16 protein-coding genes and 1 tRNA gene are annotated in these 18,738 nt (G+C 56.5%); 7 read left to right on the top strand and 10 right to left on the bottom strand.

The genetic code is table 11. The features are described from left to right. Nucleotides 1-38: 38 nt before the first annotated feature. Entirely contained in the window at nt 39-1,127 is a 1,089-nt protein-coding gene (gene gcvT, locus H7A51_10675) for a glycine cleavage system aminomethyltransferase GcvT (protein ID MCP5536676.1), read from the bottom strand. Nucleotides 1,128-1,190: 63 nt separating this feature from the next. Between gcvT and H7A51_10680 the strand changes: the two genes are divergently transcribed. Next, on the top strand, nt 1,191-2,582 hold the full coding sequence (locus tag H7A51_10680; GenBank protein ID MCP5536677.1) for an L-seryl-tRNA(Sec) selenium transferase: 1,392 nt from the start codon (nt 1,191-1,193) through the stop codon (nt 2,580-2,582). A gap of 71 nt (nt 2,583-2,653) precedes the next feature. On the opposite strand, the gene H7A51_10685 is transcribed toward H7A51_10680, so the two are convergent. The 5 genes from H7A51_10685 to H7A51_10705 all read right to left on the bottom strand — a co-directional run bounded on the left by H7A51_10685 (nt 2,654) and on the right by H7A51_10705 (nt 8,927). Further along, nucleotides 2,654-3,604, bottom strand: coding sequence for a hypothetical protein (locus H7A51_10685; GenBank protein MCP5536678.1), 951 nt, complete (start codon nt 3,602-3,604; stop codon nt 2,654-2,656). Between the two features lie 51 nt (nt 3,605-3,655). Then, nucleotides 3,656-6,781 carry a tetratricopeptide repeat protein gene (locus H7A51_10690; GenBank protein ID MCP5536679.1) on the bottom strand — a complete coding sequence of 1,042 codons (3,126 nt, stop codon included), beginning with the start codon at nt 6,779-6,781 and terminating at the stop codon, nt 3,656-3,658. 272 nt (nt 6,782-7,053) lie between these two features. Further along, a complete protein-coding gene (locus tag H7A51_10695; protein ID MCP5536680.1) occupies nt 7,054-7,521 on the bottom strand; it encodes a biopolymer transporter ExbD in 468 nt (155 codons plus the stop codon). A gap of 26 nt (nt 7,522-7,547) precedes the next feature. Then, nucleotides 7,548-8,003 carry a biopolymer transporter ExbD gene (locus H7A51_10700; GenBank protein ID MCP5536681.1) on the bottom strand — a complete coding sequence of 152 codons (456 nt, stop codon included), beginning with the start codon at nt 8,001-8,003 and terminating at the stop codon, nt 7,548-7,550. Between the two features lie 147 nt (nt 8,004-8,150). Continuing rightward, nucleotides 8,151-8,927 carry a MotA/TolQ/ExbB proton channel family protein gene (locus H7A51_10705; GenBank protein ID MCP5536682.1) on the bottom strand — a complete coding sequence of 259 codons (777 nt, stop codon included), beginning with the start codon at nt 8,925-8,927 and terminating at the stop codon, nt 8,151-8,153. A 255-nt stretch (nt 8,928-9,182) separates the two neighbouring features. Between H7A51_10705 and H7A51_10710 the strand changes: the two genes are divergently transcribed. Continuing rightward, nucleotides 9,183-9,257 (top strand) — tRNA-Arg (locus H7A51_10710). 90 nt (nt 9,258-9,347) lie between these two features. On the opposite strand, the gene H7A51_10715 is transcribed toward H7A51_10710, so the two are convergent. Then, nucleotides 9,348-9,866, bottom strand: a complete 519-nt coding sequence (locus H7A51_10715; GenBank protein MCP5536683.1) for a hypothetical protein — start codon at nt 9,864-9,866, stop codon at nt 9,348-9,350. A 59-nt stretch (nt 9,867-9,925) separates the two neighbouring features. Next, nucleotides 9,926-11,266, bottom strand: a complete 1,341-nt coding sequence (gene rsmA, locus H7A51_10720; GenBank protein ID MCP5536684.1) for a ribosomal RNA small subunit methyltransferase A — start codon at nt 11,264-11,266, stop codon at nt 9,926-9,928. 73 nt (nt 11,267-11,339) lie between these two features. On the opposite strand from rsmA, the gene H7A51_10725 reads away from it, so the two are divergent. The 5 genes from H7A51_10725 to H7A51_10745 all read left to right on the top strand — a co-directional run bounded on the left by H7A51_10725 (nt 11,340) and on the right by H7A51_10745 (nt 15,823). After that, a complete protein-coding gene (locus H7A51_10725) occupies nt 11,340-11,942 on the top strand; it encodes a CDP-alcohol phosphatidyltransferase family protein (GenBank protein MCP5536685.1) in 603 nt (200 codons plus the stop codon). 73 nt (nt 11,943-12,015) lie between these two features. Further along, entirely contained in the window at nt 12,016-13,407 is a 1,392-nt protein-coding gene (der, locus tag H7A51_10730) for a ribosome biogenesis GTPase Der (GenBank protein ID MCP5536686.1), read from the top strand. A gap of 26 nt (nt 13,408-13,433) precedes the next feature. Further along, the gene (locus tag H7A51_10735) at nt 13,434-14,219 is read left to right on the top strand and encodes a hypothetical protein (protein MCP5536687.1); all 786 of its coding nucleotides are present in this window, start codon (nt 13,434-13,436) and stop codon (nt 14,217-14,219) included. Further along, nucleotides 14,216-14,719: an HIT domain-containing protein gene (locus tag H7A51_10740; GenBank protein MCP5536688.1), complete on the top strand. Its 504-nt coding sequence runs from the start codon at nt 14,216-14,218 to the stop codon at nt 14,717-14,719. The genes H7A51_10735 and H7A51_10740 overlap by 4 nt, the downstream gene beginning before the upstream one ends. 63 nt (nt 14,720-14,782) lie before the next feature. Further along, nucleotides 14,783-15,823: a virulence RhuM family protein gene (locus H7A51_10745; GenBank protein ID MCP5536689.1), complete on the top strand. Its 1,041-nt coding sequence runs from the start codon at nt 14,783-14,785 to the stop codon at nt 15,821-15,823. A gap of 143 nt (nt 15,824-15,966) precedes the next feature. Here H7A51_10745 and H7A51_10750 read toward each other — a convergent pair whose 3' ends face one another. Together H7A51_10750 and H7A51_10755 are read right to left on the bottom strand one after the other, a co-directional pair. Continuing rightward, the gene (locus H7A51_10750) at nt 15,967-17,154 is read right to left on the bottom strand and encodes a carbohydrate porin (protein ID MCP5536690.1); all 1,188 of its coding nucleotides are present in this window, start codon (nt 17,152-17,154) and stop codon (nt 15,967-15,969) included. Nucleotides 17,155-17,217: 63 nt separating this feature from the next. Then, nucleotides 17,218-18,714, bottom strand: a complete 1,497-nt coding sequence (locus H7A51_10755) for a mannitol dehydrogenase family protein (GenBank protein ID MCP5536691.1) — start codon at nt 18,712-18,714, stop codon at nt 17,218-17,220. Between the last annotated feature and the right edge of the window lie 24 nt (nt 18,715-18,738).

The raw sequence follows: 18,738 nt of genomic DNA on the forward strand, positions 1-18,738 counted from the left end.
GGCGTGTTGATTGATTGGTTGGCTTGTTTCTTGCAGGATCAGGGTTTTTTGTAAAAGGGTTTTTTAACGACTTTTGCCTCGAATCGGCGGCCCCGGACATCGATATCGACCAATGTGCCCGGCTTGGCCAATGCAACAGGCAGGTATGCCATGGATATCCCCTCTCTCAGACTCGGTGAGAGCACGCCACTAGTAAGCTCGGAGATGCATTCCCCCTCTTTGGTATAGACCTCGTAGTGCGCACGCGGAGGCGCGCCCCTACCAGTGTATTTGAGGGCGACCAAGCGTTGTTTGAGACCTTCCTCTTTCTGTTTAATCAGGGCATCGCTACCGATAAACCCCCCTTCTTTATCGAGGGCACAGAAAAAGCCGAGGCCCGCCTCAAGGGGGGTTCTAGTAGGTGAGAGGTCCGAGCCATTCAAGGGATAGCAGACCTCGAGCCGCAGGCTGTCGCGGGCACCGAGGCCGCAAGGCTTCGCGCCAGCATCGATAAAGCGCTGGAACCAAGCACTGCCATTTTCCGCCGAGCTGAAGAATTCAAAGCCGTCTTCGCCGGTGTAACCGGTGCGACAGACGCAGAGTGACTCCCCTTCACAGGCCCACATCTTCATGCCGTTACGGGCGGGTAGTTCCTGCCCGGGAAAAAGTCTGGCAAAAGTATTGGACGAGTTAGGACCTTGGACGGCCATACCTGCCCATGCGTCACTTGCGTTGGTAAGGGTCAAGCCCTCCACCAGGTGCTGGTTGAGCCAGCTGTAGTCCTCCTCGATCATGGATGCGTTGACCACAAGGAAGATACGGCCTTCGGCTTGCCGGTAAATGATGAGGTCATCGATCACGCCCCCGTTTTCATTTAACATGAACGTGTATTGTCCTTCACCCAATCCCAGCTTGCCGATGTCGTTGGCGAGGATTGAATTCAGCCAGGATTCCGCACCATCGCCTTCGAGAAAAAACTGTCCCATGTGGGAGATATCAAAAATTCCGACATCCTCACGCACTGCGGTGTGCTCGTCAATAATACTGGTGTATTGCACCGGCATGTTCCAACCGGCAAAGGGGACCATTTTCCCTCCGAGTTCAACGTGCAGGGAGGCCAGAGGGGTTTCTTGGATAGTGTCGCTCACGGGCATAGATTGTGAGTCATAAGCAACCTTGTCAAATCCGTAAGAGGCGTTAATTTTCCTGCCATGGCATCAAATCACCAATCCTTGAGCGCACTTCCTGCTGTGGAGATCCTAGCCAAGTCACTTTCGACCGACAGCCCGCTGCCACGCGCCCTGGTTACCGCCTTTGTCCAGCGTGAGATCAGCCGCATCCGGCAGGACATCCTTGCAGGTAAATCCCCTACCCGCGAGGAGGTGGAGGCTGAGATTGGCAAGCGGCTGGATACCTTCGCGACAAGCCGTTTGCAGTCGGTGATCAATGCCACCGGCGTCATCATCCACACCAACCTGGGGAGATCTCCTCTCGGCGCTCTTTCGGCCACCAAGCTGACTGAGATCGCCACGGGCTACTGCAATCTTGAATTCAACCTCGTGGCGGGCACCCGTGGAAAACGGGCGGGTTATCTGGAGACAGCGCTCGCCTCACTGCTGGAAGCCGAAGCCGCCACGGCTGTCAACAACTGTGCTGCGGCACTGGTGCTGACGTTGAGGCATCTTTGCAAGGAGGGTAAAAACGAAGTCATCGTCTCCCGGGGCGAACTGGTGGAAATCGGCGGCGGGTTCCGCATTCCGGAAATCCTCGAGACCTCAGGCGCCAAACTGGTGGAGGTGGGGGCTACCAATAAAACGCACCTCAGAGACTACGCCAAAGCGATCACCCCCAGAACCGCGATGATCCTGAAAGTGCACCAGTCTAATTTCTACATCGGCGGCTTTACCGAGGAGCCGGCCATCGTGGAGCTCTCGAAGCTGGCACACAGCCACGGCCTTCCGCTGATCGAGGACATCGGCTCGGGTGCCATGATGAACATCGATGAACTGGCCCCCATCGACCACGAACCGCGCCCCCAGGAGGCCCTTGCCAATGGAGTCGACCTTGTCTGCTTCTCAGGCGACAAACTGTTAGGAGGCCCGCAGTCGGGAGTTATCGCGGGGAAAAAGGAGCTCGTCGAAGGCATCAAGAGCGAGCCGTTTTTCCGTGCAGTCCGCTGTGACAAGCTCATCCTTACCGTGCTCCAGGAATGTATCGACACCTACTTGCAGACCCGGTCGGAAACAGGCACCTGTGGTGTGCCGGCACTCGATTTCATATCCACCGACGTGGCCACCTTGGAAGCACGGGCGAAGTCGATACTGCAGAACATCCCCGGTACGCTCCCTGCCAGATGTGGGCTGACCAGCAGCACGGCGCGCACAGGTGGCGGCACGATGCCGAAATCCGGAATCCCGTCGGTGGCACTCAACATCACTCCTGAAAACATCTCCGTCACCCGACTTGCCAAACGACTCAGGACCGGCAAGCCAGCCGTGGTAGGCACTGTGGTGGATGGCAGCCTTCTGCTTGACCTGCGGACCGTCTTTGACCACCAGGATGCGTTACTGACCGGAGCCCTTGTCGCCGCGCTCCAAGGGTAGAAACCAGGGTAAAAAATAGCCCCGGCGAGTAGGCCGGGGCTAGAATCGTCGGGCGATGCACCAGCCATCAACTAACCGGCATTGTCACCCTTGGGAGCGCTGTATTTGAGGAATTTGTTATACTCAGGCAGGAGCGGGGTGATTTTATCGAACCCGGCCTGCTTGTAGAGTTTTACCAAGGTATTGGCCTCTAAAAGCCGTTGATGACCACCACTGTTAGGGTTCTCGTCTTCGGTCTTCCAGAGGGTCATGGCCAGCTTGACCTCGGGGTCACTGGAATAGACGCGAAGCGCATTGTTAGCGGCGTTGAGTACGATCTCCATCGACGCGGTAAAATCAGCACTGAGGGCGCGGTTGTATGCGTTCAAGGCCTCGCTAATACGCTTGGGGTCTTTTTTGGCCAGATGTTCCAGTGCCAAGCCATGGCAATAAGCAATCTGGGCACGCTGGCTACCTGTCACCTTGCGTTTATGCCATGCCTGGGCAAGGCGATCAAGGCGCTCCCAGTCCTTCAGCCTTACTGCCTCCCAGAACGTGTTCACTTCCAGTTGCTGGAGGTGCGTTTCCCGGGACAGTCCTTTTTTGCGATACTTCTCCATCTCGCTACTCAGGTCGTCGAGCTTGTTCATGCGGCGACTACACTCCATCTTGTAGAACCCGGCGAGTGATGCGTAGTTATTCGGCGATGTATCCATATCCCGAAATGCGGTTTCGCATTCGGCAAACTTCGGTTTCGCCTCTTCATAGTTCCTGCCGCGGTACAAGTCCATTGCTTCGGAAAAGATTTTCGGTTCGTAGTAGTAGACCGCCTGGAGTTTGGGCCTGCCAACACGCACGATATTCAGCGCCCGCTCATTCAAACGGTAGGTGACCACACCATTGGCGTAGTTGATGACGAGCACGTCATCGTGGGAGCCGTCGTTATAGAGCAACCTGGCCGCTGCCTGTTCTGCAGAGGCCGGTGCCCCTGACCAGAGCATCACGGCAACAGGCAAGTATTTGAAAAATGATCGGATATTCATGATTGTTAGTAATTGGGTTTTGATTTTCAATATGGATGAGCGGGGGCAGGATTAATTGCCTCTGCCACGGCGTTTGTTTTCCAATTCCTCGGCACGGACTTGGTCCATCGTCTTGATCTGCCCCGATGTCTCGTATTGTTTAACGAGAGCAGCGACCTCGTCCCATATCTCTTTCTCGGCATCGGTCATATCTGGATTGGTTTCGCGGATGCGGCGTGTTCCGGTGATGTATGGCCAGCCGATTTTCTGGTAACAGGCCTGTCGGTCGGCCATTTCCAGAGTAATCTCCTTGTCACCCACACCAACGGTTTGGCCGGCGGCGAGGTTGCGGTCCCACATGATTTCCAGGATCCGCTTCACGGAAGGAGCGGAGATGCGGATGAAGCCACGGTAGCGGTTATAGACCATGCCGTAGTAAAACAGGGCATCGTTCTCGTTGCCGCGTTTATCAAAGGAGAGGGCAAAGAGATAGCTGACTTCCGCCGACTTCTTGGTGTACTTGGCATCGAGATAGGCTCTTGCCGATTTTTCACACTTTTCCCAGTCGCTGATCTTGGCACTGATTTCGACGACGCGGAACAGGGCATCCTCCTGTGTCTTGGGATCGTCCTTCGCCCGGTCAATGATGTCCTCCAGGCTTATGATCGCCTTTTTGTTGTCGGCAGCACTATCGGACTGGCCAAGCACATCGGCGATTCCGAGACGGGCCTTGAATTCACCGAACTTATCGTCACGCTGCAACAGTTCCTCGTAATAGGCGAGGGCCTGCTTGGGTGCCGATGTCTTCTCGCGAAGATAGTCACCGACGCGAAGTAATACGAAGTTGGTAAGATCCTTGGGATCGAACTCACTCTTGAGGTCTTTGAACAGAGCCTTGATCCCTGCTGTGTAACGGAGTATGCGGTCGCTGTCTTTCTCAGCCTCCGCCTTTTTGATCTGCTCTTCATAGACACCGATGATGGCGATGCGCAGGAGGGCAAGGACACGTTTGTTAGCGAGGTTGATGCCGGGGAAGTTGTAATACAGCTCCTTGAGTTTCTCCGCCGTATTCCCTTTCACCTCGAGATAGAACTTGGAATAGGCATTCACACATTCCTCAAGGTAATACGGTTCCTCTTTACCAGCGAGCTCTGTGATCATCGCCTGAAGGTTATCAAGTCCCTCCTGCTCGCGATCAACAGCCCTCATGGCGGCCATACCGTGCACCACCACCTGCGGTTTGAAGGGGTTGGTACGGTATTCCTTCATGAACTTGTCATACCATGGCACTGCGTCCTTGATGCGTGGATTGGGCTCTTTCTTTTCACCACGTTTTTCCACGCCCAGCATACCAACGAGATAGCTCAATGCCTCGCCGGCCACGATTTTGTTTTCGCGCTTCTCGGCAATCTCAAGAGCGAGTTTGTAGTATTTTTCCGCTTCCTCAATCTTGGCCGTGCTTTCCAGGATGTTGCCCTTCATGTTGTATGCCATGTCGATGACTCCCGTGTCGGGGAACTCATTCTCAAGGCGATCGAGCAGGACAAGCGCGGGTTCATACTGACTTTCGGAGAAGTGGCAGTTCGCACGGTCATACAGGGCGTTGGGCAGGTAAATATTCTTGCCGGGCTCGGGGTATTTCTTGAGGAACTTGTCGAGCAACTCAGCTGCTTTCTCCCAGTATTGAAGGCGGGTCAGGTTCGAGCCCTCGAAGTACTCGGAGTGCATGATGAGCTTGCTCTTGGGGTATTCCTTGACGTGCTGCTCCAGGAACGGCTGCGCTTTTTCAAACTGACCCAGGTAGAAATGGCTACCACCGAGGACAAAGAGACAGATGTCATGTTGCTCGGATGGTTTGGGAACCTTGTCGATCAGCACTTCGGCGACCTCAAGACTCTTTTGATACTCACCGCCGAAAAACAGGCTGGAGAGCATCATCCGGCGAACGCTTTCGACCTTGTCACTCTCGGGGAAGGCCTTGAGGAAAATGGATCCATAGTGTTCGGTGGCCATGATTTCTCCGATGAGCGAGGAAACGCGCACGAGGTTATAAAGATTGGTTTCACGCTTCTTGCTCTTCGGGTAATAGAGTTCAAGCTGCTCAAGGGCACCGTAGACACCGCGCTGGTTGCCGGCTTGATCGTGCAGGTAGCACATGGCGGTAAGCACTCCGACGTCATCGGGGTCACCGGAGCGGAGTTTGTTTTCCATTTTACTCAGCCCTTTTTGCAGGCGGTCAGTTTCAATAACCTTGCTTCCATCGACGATGCCCCGACGCTCGGGCAACTGATCCAGACGCACTTTGATATCCTGGATGACATCCTCTGTGCCGGGGATGAGCGCGTAGAGATTAAAGGCAGCGACGTACATGTCGGCTTCGAGGGCATTGCCAGCCAGCTTCATAAACACAGGTGTGAATTCATACATCTGGTATGGCTCGAGAGTGATGTCCGCACGATTCTTGTTGAGGAAATCCACCATGGCCTTCTCATCCTTTTCCTGGATAACCGCTTGGGAAAGGGCGAGGAAAGCGGCTACGATCCCTGCATCGGCCGTGCGCATTTTCTCTTTATTTTTTAATGAGGTCTCGAAGTGACGGATACCGTCCGCAATCTTGGGCTGCTCCATAAGGAAGTGGCAGATGGCGAGATTGATGTAGAATCCACCTGGTGTTGGCAGGATTTTGTCCTTGTTGGGGTCGCGTTCGGCGAGGAATTTCTGGTAGAGCTTGATGGCCTCTTTGTATTCACCCATACCCATACTCGCCTCGGCCCAGCGTTGCAGGGCCGCTTTGTGCGAGGTATTGATGGTCTGGGGCATCCCTTTCGCGCCGTTGGGATACTCCTTGTAACAGCTTTCGAACGACTTGGCTGCCAGCTCAAACCACTTGGCCGCCCCCTTGAGCTTGTTGTCGCGTTTCTCAATGCCGGCCAGCTTGAGTTCGCACAGCCCTTTACGGTAGTAGATCAAGCCGAACTTGGGGCCGTAGAGCATGGGGGCACGTTTGCCGTAGGATGATACGATACGGGTAAAAAGCGCCTGGCACTTTTCGTATTGACCTTCTTTCCAGGCAGCATTGGCCTGGGACATCTGGGTTTGCAAGTCCTGCGCCTTCACAGTCCCCGTCATCGCCATAACAGCGAGAGAGACGCCAGCGAGGGCTTGCGTGAATGATTTGAGCTTGAATATCGTATTCATGGTTTAACTTTGTTAAGTGGTGAGTAGGGGGGAGTTCGTAATGGACGTGTTATTAGCGACTCTGAATTCTGATGCGGGGGATGATGCAGGGGATTGCAGACCCTCCCAATATCGTCATTTTCGTTCTAGCTTCAGTCTTCTATCCGAAATGGAAAACCTCGCCATAGCCGTTGTATTATACAACGCATGACAATGGCAATCCATTAGGGGAAAAACTGGAGTGTAAAAAAAGCTCCCCACCGCGATGATGCGAATGGAGAGCCTGAGATGACTTAGGGAGTATCCACCAGATCGGTGAAGGTGACCTTGGAGATCTGGACACCGGCGAGACAGTTGAGAACATCAACGATGCGCTGCTGTTCAGCTTCGCCGTCCGCCCATATCTGGACAATGGGCTCCTGCGCACCTGCTTTGGCGGTGGCCACGTATCCGTCGAGACGGTTACGCAGTTCCGGTAGCTTGCGGCTGTCAGGGTCCGACTCCACAAGCTCCTGCGCTGGCCCGGTGTTGATGTAAACATCACCACCTTTGTCCACCTTGATAAACATGGGCGCCAGAACGGGTGGGGTTTCACTGGGAGCCGCTGCGGGCAGCGACATTTTCAGATCCTGCTCACGGGGCTGGATGGTGGTGGTGACTAGGAAGTAAATGAGAAGAAGGAAACAAACGTCGATCAGAGACGAGATATCCAACCCTGGTTCATCTTCCTCCAAATGGTCGGCTTTCTTTTTGCGAGACATGGTATGTAGGTAATTCTTTTCTTGGGTTAGTTTCTCTCGAATCCGTAGACCGAGAACACAACGTTATCGACGCCGGCCTTGGCGGCGGCGCGTATCACGGTGCGGACGTATTTGAACGAGACCCCTTTATCACCACGAAGGTGGATAATGGGAACCAGGCCCTTGCCTTCTTCGATCGCTTTCTGCTTTTTAACGTAATCCTCGATCCCCTCGGCATCGGTGAACTCCGTGGTGGTTTTCTCCGCGCGGAAAGTGCCATCCTTGCGGATGTTGATCACGATACGGCCCTTGCCGTCTTTCGCCTTCTTAGAATGCTTGGCTACTGGAGGCTGCACCTCCGGATCTTGTTTCACCACAATCACCGTGGAGGCAACAATGAAGAAGATGAGCAGCAGGAAGACCATGTCGATCATGGGCGACATGTCGACCTTCAGTTCATCGTCGTTAGCTGCGGCTGATGCGCGTAATTTTTTTGATGCCATAGTTAAGATTCCTTTCGTGGTTTGCTGTTTGGTAGATGATGCCCCGGTTTCCAGGCCTCCCCTGAAGGGGGGGCCCTGTGTGCGGTTGGAGTGGATTGCCCCTCTCTTTGACCTCACACAGGTCTGGTTTCCGAAGGCACCCGTGGCTTAAACGGCGATACCCTCGGGAATCTTAGCCAGATGCGCGTCTCCGTTGACCGTCTGGATCGAGGCGTTGAGTAACTCCTCGGCTGTGTGGTGGCACTCGGCGACGAGGTTGTTGAGTTTGTTCTTGAAGAAGAAATAGGCGGTCAGTGAGGGAATGGCGGTCACCAGGCCCCAGAGAGTGGTCAGCAGCGCCACGGAGATGTCACCGGCGAGAGCGGATGGATCAGCCGATCCGTCACCACTGGCGAGAGTTCCGAAAGCACCCACCATACCAAGAACGGTTCCGAACAGTCCCATCATCGGGGCTGCTTGGGCGATCAGGGAGATGTAGTTGATGAGTGTCATGCTTTTACGATTCTCGTTGATGGTGAAGTCGGCAACAGCGTCCTCGACGTAGTCACGTCCGAGATCCTCCGGACGGCGGGCGTCCACATTGGGAAGGGCGTAGGCCATCATGCGGCCAAGATAGCTTGGGTGGGAAGCTCCGAGTTCAATGGCGGAGCGGATACGACAATTCAACATGTGATCCATCAGACCGGCCTTGAGGTCGTCCGGCGCAAACTTGGACTTGGTCAGGTTCATGAAGTTGAAGACGCAAAGCGCAATCAGTGCGAGGATTAGCAGTCCAATCAGAATCATGGGCCAGCCACCATCAAGCACGTATCGCTTCAGCACACTTCCCTCTGCCGGAGCGGCAAACAGCGAAGCTGATGTTAGAAATACAGTGGAGGTTGCAATGGCTACGGTCTTAACGGATCGGTAGGATGTTTTGTTCATGCTTGTCATAGGTTGATGTGTAGGTCGGGGATTTTGCGATGATTACTTTTTCTTGGTTGCAATCACTGAGTGAAAACGATTCTGCTAATCATCTTCTTAGAGTAAAGGAGGAAATTGCGAAAAAGATCATTTCCTTGATTCTCCAAACTCACCTCTTGACTAGCTATAATTTGCACAGTAGGCATCTCCCGCGACTGCGAACCTTCCTTCCAAGAAGGCACGCTGAGCTGACTCACCGTCGGTTGTGAGCCATACGGGTCCATAGTACAATGGATAGTATAACGGCCTCCGAAGCCGTAGATCCAGGTTCGACTCCTGGTGGACCTACCATCGTTTCTCATCTGTCGTTTCTCATTTGAAAACCAAGGGTTGCTGCACGGATCAAGGGTTGCAGCACAAATCAACTGCCCGGAAACCAGGCTACTTGCGCACAGTCACCGTGACAGCCTCCGAACTGACTTTTCCAGTCCAGACGTGTTTTTGTTTTGATTCCGCAGTCTCTTTCACCTCATAGACAACCGTCAGCTTGAAGGCGGATCCAGGTAATTCCTCCAGTCCTTTCCAGACCTTGCCGGCCAGATGAACCTCGAAAACATAGGATTTCCCGGCCCGGACGAGTGCTGCATCCGGGTAGGACCTGCCCCAGTTTTTAGTCGCGGTGGTGAGCAATACCTTTTTCCCGTTATCAAGCTCTGCGTGTAAAGAAAGGTTGTGATACCCCCAGGGACACCAATCCCGCCAGACGCGTTGGTCTTGCCCCGAGGTATTATGAAGCACGATGTAGAATTTATCCAAAGGCTTGGTGGCATAAAGAACCTGGCCTTTTCCCTCGGAATGACGGCTCGGCACCAATTCAACACGCCAATCAGCCGCGTGGGCAAGCGAGGAAAGACTCACGGCGACGACAACAACCAATACACACACACCTGGTATTTTCATAGCCCTCACCTTAACACACCCCTCCCTGTGCTGGCCAAGAAAAAAAACCATACCCGGCACTACTTGTCTAACATCGAATCAAACACATTCCAACACTCGATGAATCCACTGGCAAAATCCTGTGGTCGCGCATGCACCCACTGGCGGAGCTCATCCAAGGAAAACCACTGGCCGGCCTCCACTTCACTGCATGGGAACCGAACGGCACCATCATGGCGGGCGAGGTAGAGCCTGACATGCTCCCAGCCGGTATTTTCACAAGCGGCGACCCGCCCCACCTCCTGCACCTCGGTGCCCTTGATCCCCATTTCCTCATCAAGCTCGCGGACCGCCGTTTCCTCATAGTCCTCACCCGCGGCAAGATGTCCGGCAGCACTCGAATCCCAGACACCGGGATGCCTGTCCTTGAGCCGGGAACGCTTTTGCAGAAAGAGCTCTTTGCGTTTGTTAAATACAAAGAGGTGTACCGCCCGATGGAGCAAGTTTTGCTGATGCACTGTATCGCGCGTTGCTTGTCGCAAGACCATGTCGTCGTCGTCAACCACGTCAAATAACTCGTCACCCTGCTGCGCAGTGTCCTTGAGCGGGTGGTCATCGTAAAACCGGGTCAGCCCGATCCATTGGTCGAGGCTGATTTCCTCGGCACGCGCGGTCTCGGCCACTCCGACAAGCTTGGCGGCCTCCTGCCAGCTACCGGTGTCCGGCATTTGCTTGCGCACTTGTTTCCGGCGCTGCGCAAAACCACGCCTAACAATTTCATCAAACAAGCGGGCATCATAAACGGGAAGGTCTTCACCACGAGGGTCGCAGACCATGACGGTGGAGTCGATCAGCGGCCGCGGAAAAAACGCCTGCGGCGGAATCGTTTTCACCGGTTTGCTCACCCACTCGCTTTGCATCCGCAGGGACAGCACTCCATAAGCCTTGGTTTTTGGAACGGCAATGATACGGTCGATGAATTCCTTTTGCAGCATCAGCACGGCTTTGCACACGGGTGAGGGGCGCTTCATGAAATTCCGCATGATCGCGCCACCCGCAGAGTAAGGCAGGTTACCTAACAACTTGACCGGCTGGTGCTTGAACAACTGCCGCACATCAAACCTGGCACCGTCATGGTGGTGGACCTCGACCTGATCATTGCCATCGAATCGTTTTTTCAACCCCTCGGCAAGCCGGGCATCAAATTCGACGAGTATCACCCTGGCCGCCGTCTGCACCAGGTGCTCGGTGAGAGCGCCCGTTCCGGGACCGACCTCCACCACCGTATCCCCTGGCCTGACTTCAAGCTGGTCGACAATCCAGCGGGCGACATTTTCATCGATGAGAAAATTCTGTCCGAGTTTCTTGGATGGGGTAACGCCCATGGCATCGAGCCGCTCTTTGATTTCCGTCTGGTTCACACACGCATCTGAGGCTTGTTGATGGAAAATAGCAACACTTGACAGTGAAAACTTGAAACTTGAGAATACGTCCATGACCCTGGCATCCAAAATCACCCTTGGCCGCCTGTTCTGCGCCCCGGTTTTCGCAGTGCTTGCCGTTTATTATGGCGAAAGTGTCAAGGCGGGAACCCCCAATGAAACCATCCGCTGGTGGGCGGTGGGCGTGTTCATCTTTGCCGCCGTCAGCGACGGCATCGACGGCTACATCGCGCGCCACTTCAACCAACGCTCCAAGTTCGGCGCGTTCATGGACCCGTTTGCCGACAAGACCCTGCTGCTCACCGGCATCGTCTTTCTCACCTTCGTCCCCTGGGGCGAGGGCTGGCACATCCCGATCTGGTTCACCGCACTGATGATCGCGCGCGACATCATTATCATTGTCGGCATCTGGATTCTGCACTACTTCAACTCCCACGTCCCCATCCGGCCACACTGGACAGGAAAAGTCTGCACCGTCACCCAGATGGTTCTGCTCGGCTGGGTGATGCTGAAAATCATCCCCCTCGACCCGCTTTACCCCACCATCGCCGCCACCCTGTTCACCGTCTGGTCCGGCATCGAATACTTCCGCCAGGGACTGCACATGCTCCACGACCACCACCATCAGGCGGAGCCTGGAAGTTCCAAGCTCTAAATCCAAATACCAAACTGCCCCTCATTCCTTCATTTATCCATTCCTTCAATCATCCATTCCCAACATTCCCAACATTCCCAACATGCCCACCGTAGCCATCGTCGGCCGACCCAACGTCGGTAAATCCGCCCTTTTCAATCGACTCGCCGGTCGCCGCATCGCCATCGTGCACGACCAGCCGGGGGTGACGCGCGACCGCATTTCCGCGCCCTGTAACATCACCCGCAGCCCCTGCACCCTGATCGACACCGGCGGCATCGGCTCCACGCTCGAGGATGGCTTCGCCGCCGCCGTGACCACCGAGGCGGACATCGCCATGCAGACCGCGGACCTGATCCTCTTTATCGTCGACGCCCGGGACGGCGTCACCTCCATCGACCAGGCGCTCGCCCAGAAGCTGCGCAAGTCGAAAGCTCCGGTCCAGCTCGTCATCAACAAGGCGGACAACGAGAAACAGGAGCAGATCTCCGGCGACTTCGCCTCCCTTGGATACGGCGAGGGCATCCCGACCTCGGCGGAGTTGGGAAAAAACATGGAGCTACTCGCCGATGCCATCGACAAGGTGGTCGAACCACTCCAGCGTGACATCGAGGAAGCGGAGGAAGTGGTCAAAAAGGAGGGACTCAAAATCGCCATCGTCGGCAGACCCAACGCCGGTAAGTCATCACTCATCAATGCCATCCTGAAAGACGACCGCACCATCGTCTCGGAAATCGCCGGCACGACCCGCGACGCCGTGGACATCCCCTACGAGTTTATGGGGGAACTGCACACCTTGATCGATACCGCCGGGATACGTCGCCGCACCAAGATGGACTCCTCCGTCGAGATCTTCTCTGCGATGCGCGCCGAGCGCTCGATCCGGCGCGCCGACATCTGCCTGCTGGTCATCGACTGCGCCGAGGGTATTTCCGCCCAGGACCGGAAGATCGCGCGTATGATCCAGGACGAGAAAAAACCCTGCCTGATCGTACTCAACAAGTTCGACCTCTATCAGCCTGGCAAAGGCAGGACCGACCGGTTGGAAGATGCGACCGAACACGTCCGCAACGAGCTCTTTTTCCTCGCCTACGCACCGTACGTGTGTGTTTCCGCGCTGAAGCAGCAATCCATCGGTCTGGTTTTTGCCAAGCTCGCTGAGATTCGCAAAGCGGCCCAGAACCCGATCACCACCGGCAAGCTCAACCGCTTTCTCGGCGAGGCTTTTGAAAAGAAACCACCGCAGGCGCGCAAGGGCCAGAAACGCCTCAAGCTGCTCTACGCCACCACCGCCGTCAACGACCGCTACACCGCCATCCCGGTGCCCACCTACATCCTCTTCGTCAACGACAAGCGACTGATGCAGGAGAATTACGAGCAATACCTCTCCAACCGACTCCGCGAGGCCCACCCCACCCCCGGCATCCCGATCACCTTCTCGGTGCGCTCGAGGAATACGAAGGATGAAAAAAAACGGGGCCGCTGAATTTTTCAAACCAGGACCCCGTCGCCATGAATACCCCACTGATCGTCCGCTTACCGGTCATCACCTGCCTCGCCCTGGCAGGCTGCGGCACACCGTCATCCGACCCCGCGCTGACCAGGGGGCCGTCGATGGAGACCGGGGAAATGGCGGTGGCCAACCAGCCGCCTGACATTTTCACCACATACAACGCCTCGGGCCGGTCGAGGCTCAGCCAGGGGTGGACCTCCAAGTTCGACGCCTCGGGCATCTCCTTCAACGACAAACGCACCTGCACGCTGATCACTCCCCGGCATGTCGTCATGGCAAAACACTACACCCGGCCACTGTTCAGACCGGTCGTTTTCCACGACCGCCGGGGCAAGCGGGCGGAGCGGCAGATTGTTTCCGTCAAATACCTCACCGGCGACGTCGCCGTGGGCCTGCTCGACGAGGCGCTGCCAGCCAATTTCACCCCCTACCCCGTGCTCAGGCCAAGCCCCGACCTCGCCTCCCGCCTGGTGAACGGCTATGCCCTTGTCACCGACCAGAACCGCCGGATTTTCGTCCACCAGGTCGCCGCCATCCGCAATGGAGCCATCGCCTTCAAATTCGATGTGAACAAGAAAAACGGCTACTATAAAAAACTCGTCAGCGGCGACAGCGGCAATCCGAGCTTCGTCATGCGCCGCGGCCACCCCGTGCTGATAGAGACCCACACCGGCGGTGGCCCGGGCCTTGGCCCGTTCTACGGCGACGCCTCCGTGCAGGCCGAAATCGCCCGCGCCATCGCGGAAACCGACAAGCGTTACTCACTGCGCAAGGTGGCCTGGTGAGGGGACGCCAACCGGCGGGCGGCGGCAATGACTCCCCCGGCTTGCCTCGGGGCGCGAATGCGTCCATACTCGCCGCCAGCACCATGCCTTTCCAACTCCATCCACGCCTCGCCGCCGGCGGCTTCGACTTCGGCACCCACGGGAAATGCCGCGTCCTGCTCAAGGACAACGCCGTTTTCCCCTGGTTCATCCTGGTTCCGGAAGTCGATGATACAATCACGGAACTCCATCAGTTGGAGGCCACCGACTACGCCTCGGTCATGTTCACCATCCGTCAGATGAGCGCCTTTGTGGAAACACATTTCCATCCCGACAAAATCAACGTCGCCGCCATCGGCAACATCGTGCCCCAGCTGCACATCCACATCGTCGCCCGCTTCGCGTCCGACCCCGCCTGGCCGGGCGTCGTCTGGAGCTGCGACGCAAAAAGCAACTACGGCAAGGAGGAGGCCCTCGCCATCCACACGGCCTACCAGCTCCACATGCCCGCGTCACCCTGATAAGATTGGCACCCCGCCGTGATGACATCACCAGCAAACCCACCCGCACCACCGGAAAGAACCATGGCCAACGATTCCTCCAAAAAACAAATCCGCAACTCCACCGCGGAGTTCCTGATCTTTTCCGCCCAATCCGGCGGAGACGACCTGGAAGTGCTCTACGAGGACGAGACCATCTGGCTCACCCAGAAGCTCATGGCGCGGCTCTTTGAGGTCTCGGTAAAAACCATATCCGAGCACCTGGGTAACATTTACGAATCAGCCGAAATCACCCGTGAGGCAACTATCCGGAAATTCCGGATAGTTCAACCCGAAGGCACCCGCGAGGTGGCGCGCGTCCTGGATCACTACAACCTGGATGCCATCATCTCCGTCGGCTACCGCGTCAACTCGCTGCGCGCCACCCAGTTCCGCCAGTGGGCCACATCCGTGCTGCGCGACTTCGCTATCAAGGGCTACGTGCTCGACCGCAAACGTCTGGAAAACGGCTCCTTTCTCAACGAGGACTACTTTGAGCACCTGCTTGAGGAGATCCGCGAGATTCGCCTGAGTGAGCGGCGGTTTTACCAGAAAATCACCGACATCTACGCCACCTCCATCGATTACAACAAGGACGCGCCCAGCACCCGCAACTTCTTCGCCAAGGTGCAGAACAAACTCCACTATGCCATCCACGGCAAAACCGCGGCTGAACTCATTCAGGATCGCGCTGACTCGTCCAAAAAAAACATGGGCCTGACCACCTGGGAGGGTGCCCCCGGCGGCAAAATCCTCAAGTCCGACGTCGGCGTGGCCAAAAACTACCTCACCAATGACGAGCTGGCCTCCCTCGGCAGTATCGTCACCGCCTACCTCGAACTTGCCGAAAACCGCGCCCGACGGAAAATCCCGATGACCATGGAGGACTGGGCAACGCGACTCGATGCCTTCCTGGAATTCGACGACCACGAAGTGCTTCAGGATGCCGGCAGCATTTCCGCCAAAATCGCCCAACAACACGCCGAGTCGGAATTTGAAAAATTCCGCCCCCGGCAGGATCTGGAATACCGCTCCGACTTCGACCAGGAAGTCAGCCAACTCCAACACAAGGACCAGCCTTCTTGACGGAGTGCTGCGGCCCATGGCACTTGAAGAAGCCCATTTCGGCTTATGTTCTGGCGTGGCATGATACGGCCCACAGCCAGCTTATTCAAGAAACATCGAGCCGCGGGAGAAGCTGCGGCTCTTTGGTGCCGGTTCAGGATTTGTTAGAACTTCAGTCCAAACCACGCGCCGAGCACGATGGCGTCGTCCACGGCACCGGTGCCGCCCGGGTTCCGGATGTATTGCACCGATGGCTGGAGGTAGCAGGACGGGGTGAGCTGGAAGCGGTGGCCGAGTTCGTAAACCATCTCGTGGCTCACGCTCTGGCCGATGGCGTCGCCATACTCGTCACTGAGCTGGCCGTAGGTGGCGAAGAGGAAGGTGTGGTCGTTTCCACGTCCGGGGATCATGCCCCTGTAGTTGACGCCGGCACTGATCTGGAGCGGTGTCTTGGCCACCTTGTCCTCGGCGGAGTAACTCGCCATAGCGAAGACTTTGAGGCCATCTGCCACCTCCACCTCGGCGTGGGCGTAGGCGCGGAACAGGAAGTCGGTTGTGCCGCCGTTGAAGTTGTCGAAGTCACGGAAGGAGTTGATGGCACCGACAAAGATCCTGGCGTCGCGACCGCAGACCTGCGGTGTCCAGTCGTACTGCAGAAGCACCGACACCCCGTCGTCGTCACGGAAGCTGAAATCCAGTCCGTTTTTGGTAAAGTCCCACTGGTCCGGGCCGGTCTGATAGACACCGAGCTGGAACTGGTGTTGATCGTTGTGATTATACTTCACCCGACCACCCCACACCGCGTAGGGGAAGGAGGTGATGGAGTTTTCTAACAATGTTGCACGGATTGGTCCGTTGATCGCGGTGCTGAGTGAGTAGCCGTAGAGCGGGGACTTGGCGAAGTCGGTGTCCGCCGAGACCCGGCCGAGTTTCAACGACCACTGCTCGTTGAATTTTTTCTCAATGAAAAACTGATAGAGGTAGGTCACCTGGCCGCCGTAAATGGTCATCGGGTCATAGATGCCCCCCACCGAGCCGCTGATGGTGTTGCCGTGCCGGTTCACGGTGGAGATCTTCATCGTGGCCCCCTGCCAGCCGAGCAGCTTCTCGAGGTCGAGATCCACCCCGGCGTAAACCTGGCCGGCAAATTGCCGGTCGTCCTGGATACCTCCGTGCACGTTGGCTCCGAAGATGGAATCGTAGTAGAGAAACGGGGTGACACCCTTGTCGATGAGCTCGGGACGAAGCCCGCCCCAGTCGCCGGTGAGGTAGTCGCCGGCATTGAACGGATTGTTCTCAGCGGAGGCGGCCGTGATCAGCGCGGTCATGGCGATCATTGTGCGTTTTTTCATGATTTTAGTGTGGTTCGTGGTTGGTCGCAGTGGTGCCAGGGGTGGTGCTTAACCGGTGTTTTTTTACTCTCGTCCGAATAACAGGGCCTGCATGAGCCGTGAGATATCCGGGCTTTCATAGAGGGTTTTCACCATGCTCTCGTATTCCGTGGTAAAAGTCCTGTTGCGTGCGAGGTCACCGAAGACCGGCTTGAGCTTGAGAAAGGACAAGGAGTCCTGTTGGGTTCCGGCAGCGGCCTTGTGCAGCTCCGCTTTCATCTCGTCGGTGATTTCCAGTTTCCTGCCGTCCCTGTTCACCCCCTTGTCCGAGTAGTAACACCAGGCGGCGATCACCAGGGTGGCGTATTCGATACTGCCGCCTTGCTCCAGGTTTTCGGTGATGGTGGGGATCAGGAATTTCGGCAGCTTCGAGGAGCTCTCCAGGCAAATACGCGCGAGCTTGTCCTTGATGTTAGGGTTGCCGAAGCGCTCGATCAACGAGTCCTTGTAGTCCTCAAGGTCAATCCCCTCCACCGTTCCCAGCACCGGGGTGGCCTCGAAGTCCATGAAACGACGCAGGTAGGTGGCGAAAAGCGAGTCGGACACACACTGGTCGATGGTTTCGTGCCCGTGGATGGACCCTAACAGCCCCAGCACCGAGTGACCGGCGTTGAGCAGGCGGATTTTCATTTTTTCATAAGGAGTGACGTCGGGAACGAACTGCGCCCCCACCGTTTCCCAGTCCGGCCTGTCGTCGGAGAACTTGTCCTCGATCACCCACTGGCAGAACGGCTCGCAGGTCACCGGCCACTCGTCTTTGACACCCACTTCGTTTTCGAGGTATTCGATGTCGGCGGGGGTGGTCACCGGCGTGATGCGATCGACCATGGCATTGGGAAAGCGCACCTCACGCTCAATCCACTGCGCCAGCCCGGGGTCCTGTTTTCCGGTGAAGGCGAGCAGCATTTCCCGGGTCATGTCGCCGTTGTGCTGGATGTTGTCGCAGGACTGCACGGTGAACGCCGGAGTGCCCGCGGCGCGGCGTTTACGCAGTGCCTCGGCGAGGTAGCCGAAGACGGTTCTTGGGCTGCGGGGATTCGCGAGGTCGTGTTTGACATCGGGGTTTTTAAAATCGAACTGCCCGGTGGCGGCGTTGAAATTGTATCCGCCCTCGGTGATGGTCAGGGAGACAATCCTGGTGGACGCGCTCGCCATTTTGTCGATCACTGCCGTGGCATCATCGCAGCCTAACATAAAATCGACCAGCGAGCCGATCACCCGGTTCTCAATTTTCCCGTCCGGATGTTTGACGATCAGGGTGTAGAGGTAGTCCTGGCGTTTCAGGATGTCGGCGATCTTGCGGTCGGCGTCGCGCAGCCCCACGCCGCAGATGCCCCAGTCGGTGACACCGGTTTGCTGCATCAGCTCATCGGTGTAAAAGGCTTCGTGTGAGCGGTGGAATCCCCCCACCCCGACATGCACGATGCCGGCGGTGAGTTTGCTCCTGTCGTAGCTCGGCAGGGTGAGCGATGCTGGTAGGCGCGATAAGTTGCGCTGGTTGAGACGGATGGGTTCTTTCATGGTTCCGGAGTTTGGGTTGATGGT

It is taken from the genome of Akkermansiaceae bacterium (assembly GCA_024233115.1).
Classification (GTDB): Bacteria; Verrucomicrobiota; Verrucomicrobiia; order Verrucomicrobiales; family Akkermansiaceae; genus Oceaniferula.

Excerpts from the sequence above, each read along its gene's own strand:
- H7A51_10680 (MCP5536677.1), top strand. The coding sequence starts at position 1,191 with ATGGCATCAAATCACCAATCCTTGAGCGCACTTCCTGCTGTGGAGATC.
- H7A51_10685 (MCP5536678.1), bottom strand. The coding sequence starts at position 3,604 with ATGAATATCCGATCATTTTTCAAATACTTGCCTGTTGCCGTGATGCTC.
- H7A51_10690 (MCP5536679.1), bottom strand. The coding sequence starts at position 6,781 with ATGAATACGATATTCAAGCTCAAATCATTCACGCAAGCCCTCGCTGGC.
- H7A51_10695 (MCP5536680.1), bottom strand. The coding sequence starts at position 7,521 with ATGTCTCGCAAAAAGAAAGCCGACCATTTGGAGGAAGATGAACCAGGG.
- H7A51_10700 (MCP5536681.1), bottom strand. The coding sequence starts at position 8,003 with ATGGCATCAAAAAAATTACGCGCATCAGCCGCAGCTAACGACGATGAA.
- H7A51_10705 (MCP5536682.1), bottom strand. The coding sequence starts at position 8,927 with ATGAACAAAACATCCTACCGATCCGTTAAGACCGTAGCCATTGCAACC.
- H7A51_10715 (MCP5536683.1), bottom strand. The coding sequence starts at position 9,866 with ATGAAAATACCAGGTGTGTGTGTATTGGTTGTTGTCGTCGCCGTGAGT.
- H7A51_10725 (MCP5536685.1), top strand. The coding sequence starts at position 11,340 with ATGACCCTGGCATCCAAAATCACCCTTGGCCGCCTGTTCTGCGCCCCG.
- H7A51_10735 (MCP5536687.1), top strand. The coding sequence starts at position 13,434 with ATGAATACCCCACTGATCGTCCGCTTACCGGTCATCACCTGCCTCGCC.
- H7A51_10745 (MCP5536689.1), top strand. The coding sequence starts at position 14,783 with ATGGCCAACGATTCCTCCAAAAAACAAATCCGCAACTCCACCGCGGAG.
- H7A51_10750 (MCP5536690.1), bottom strand. The coding sequence starts at position 17,154 with ATGAAAAAACGCACAATGATCGCCATGACCGCGCTGATCACGGCCGCC.
- H7A51_10755 (MCP5536691.1), bottom strand. The coding sequence starts at position 18,714 with ATGAAAGAACCCATCCGTCTCAACCAGCGCAACTTATCGCGCCTACCA.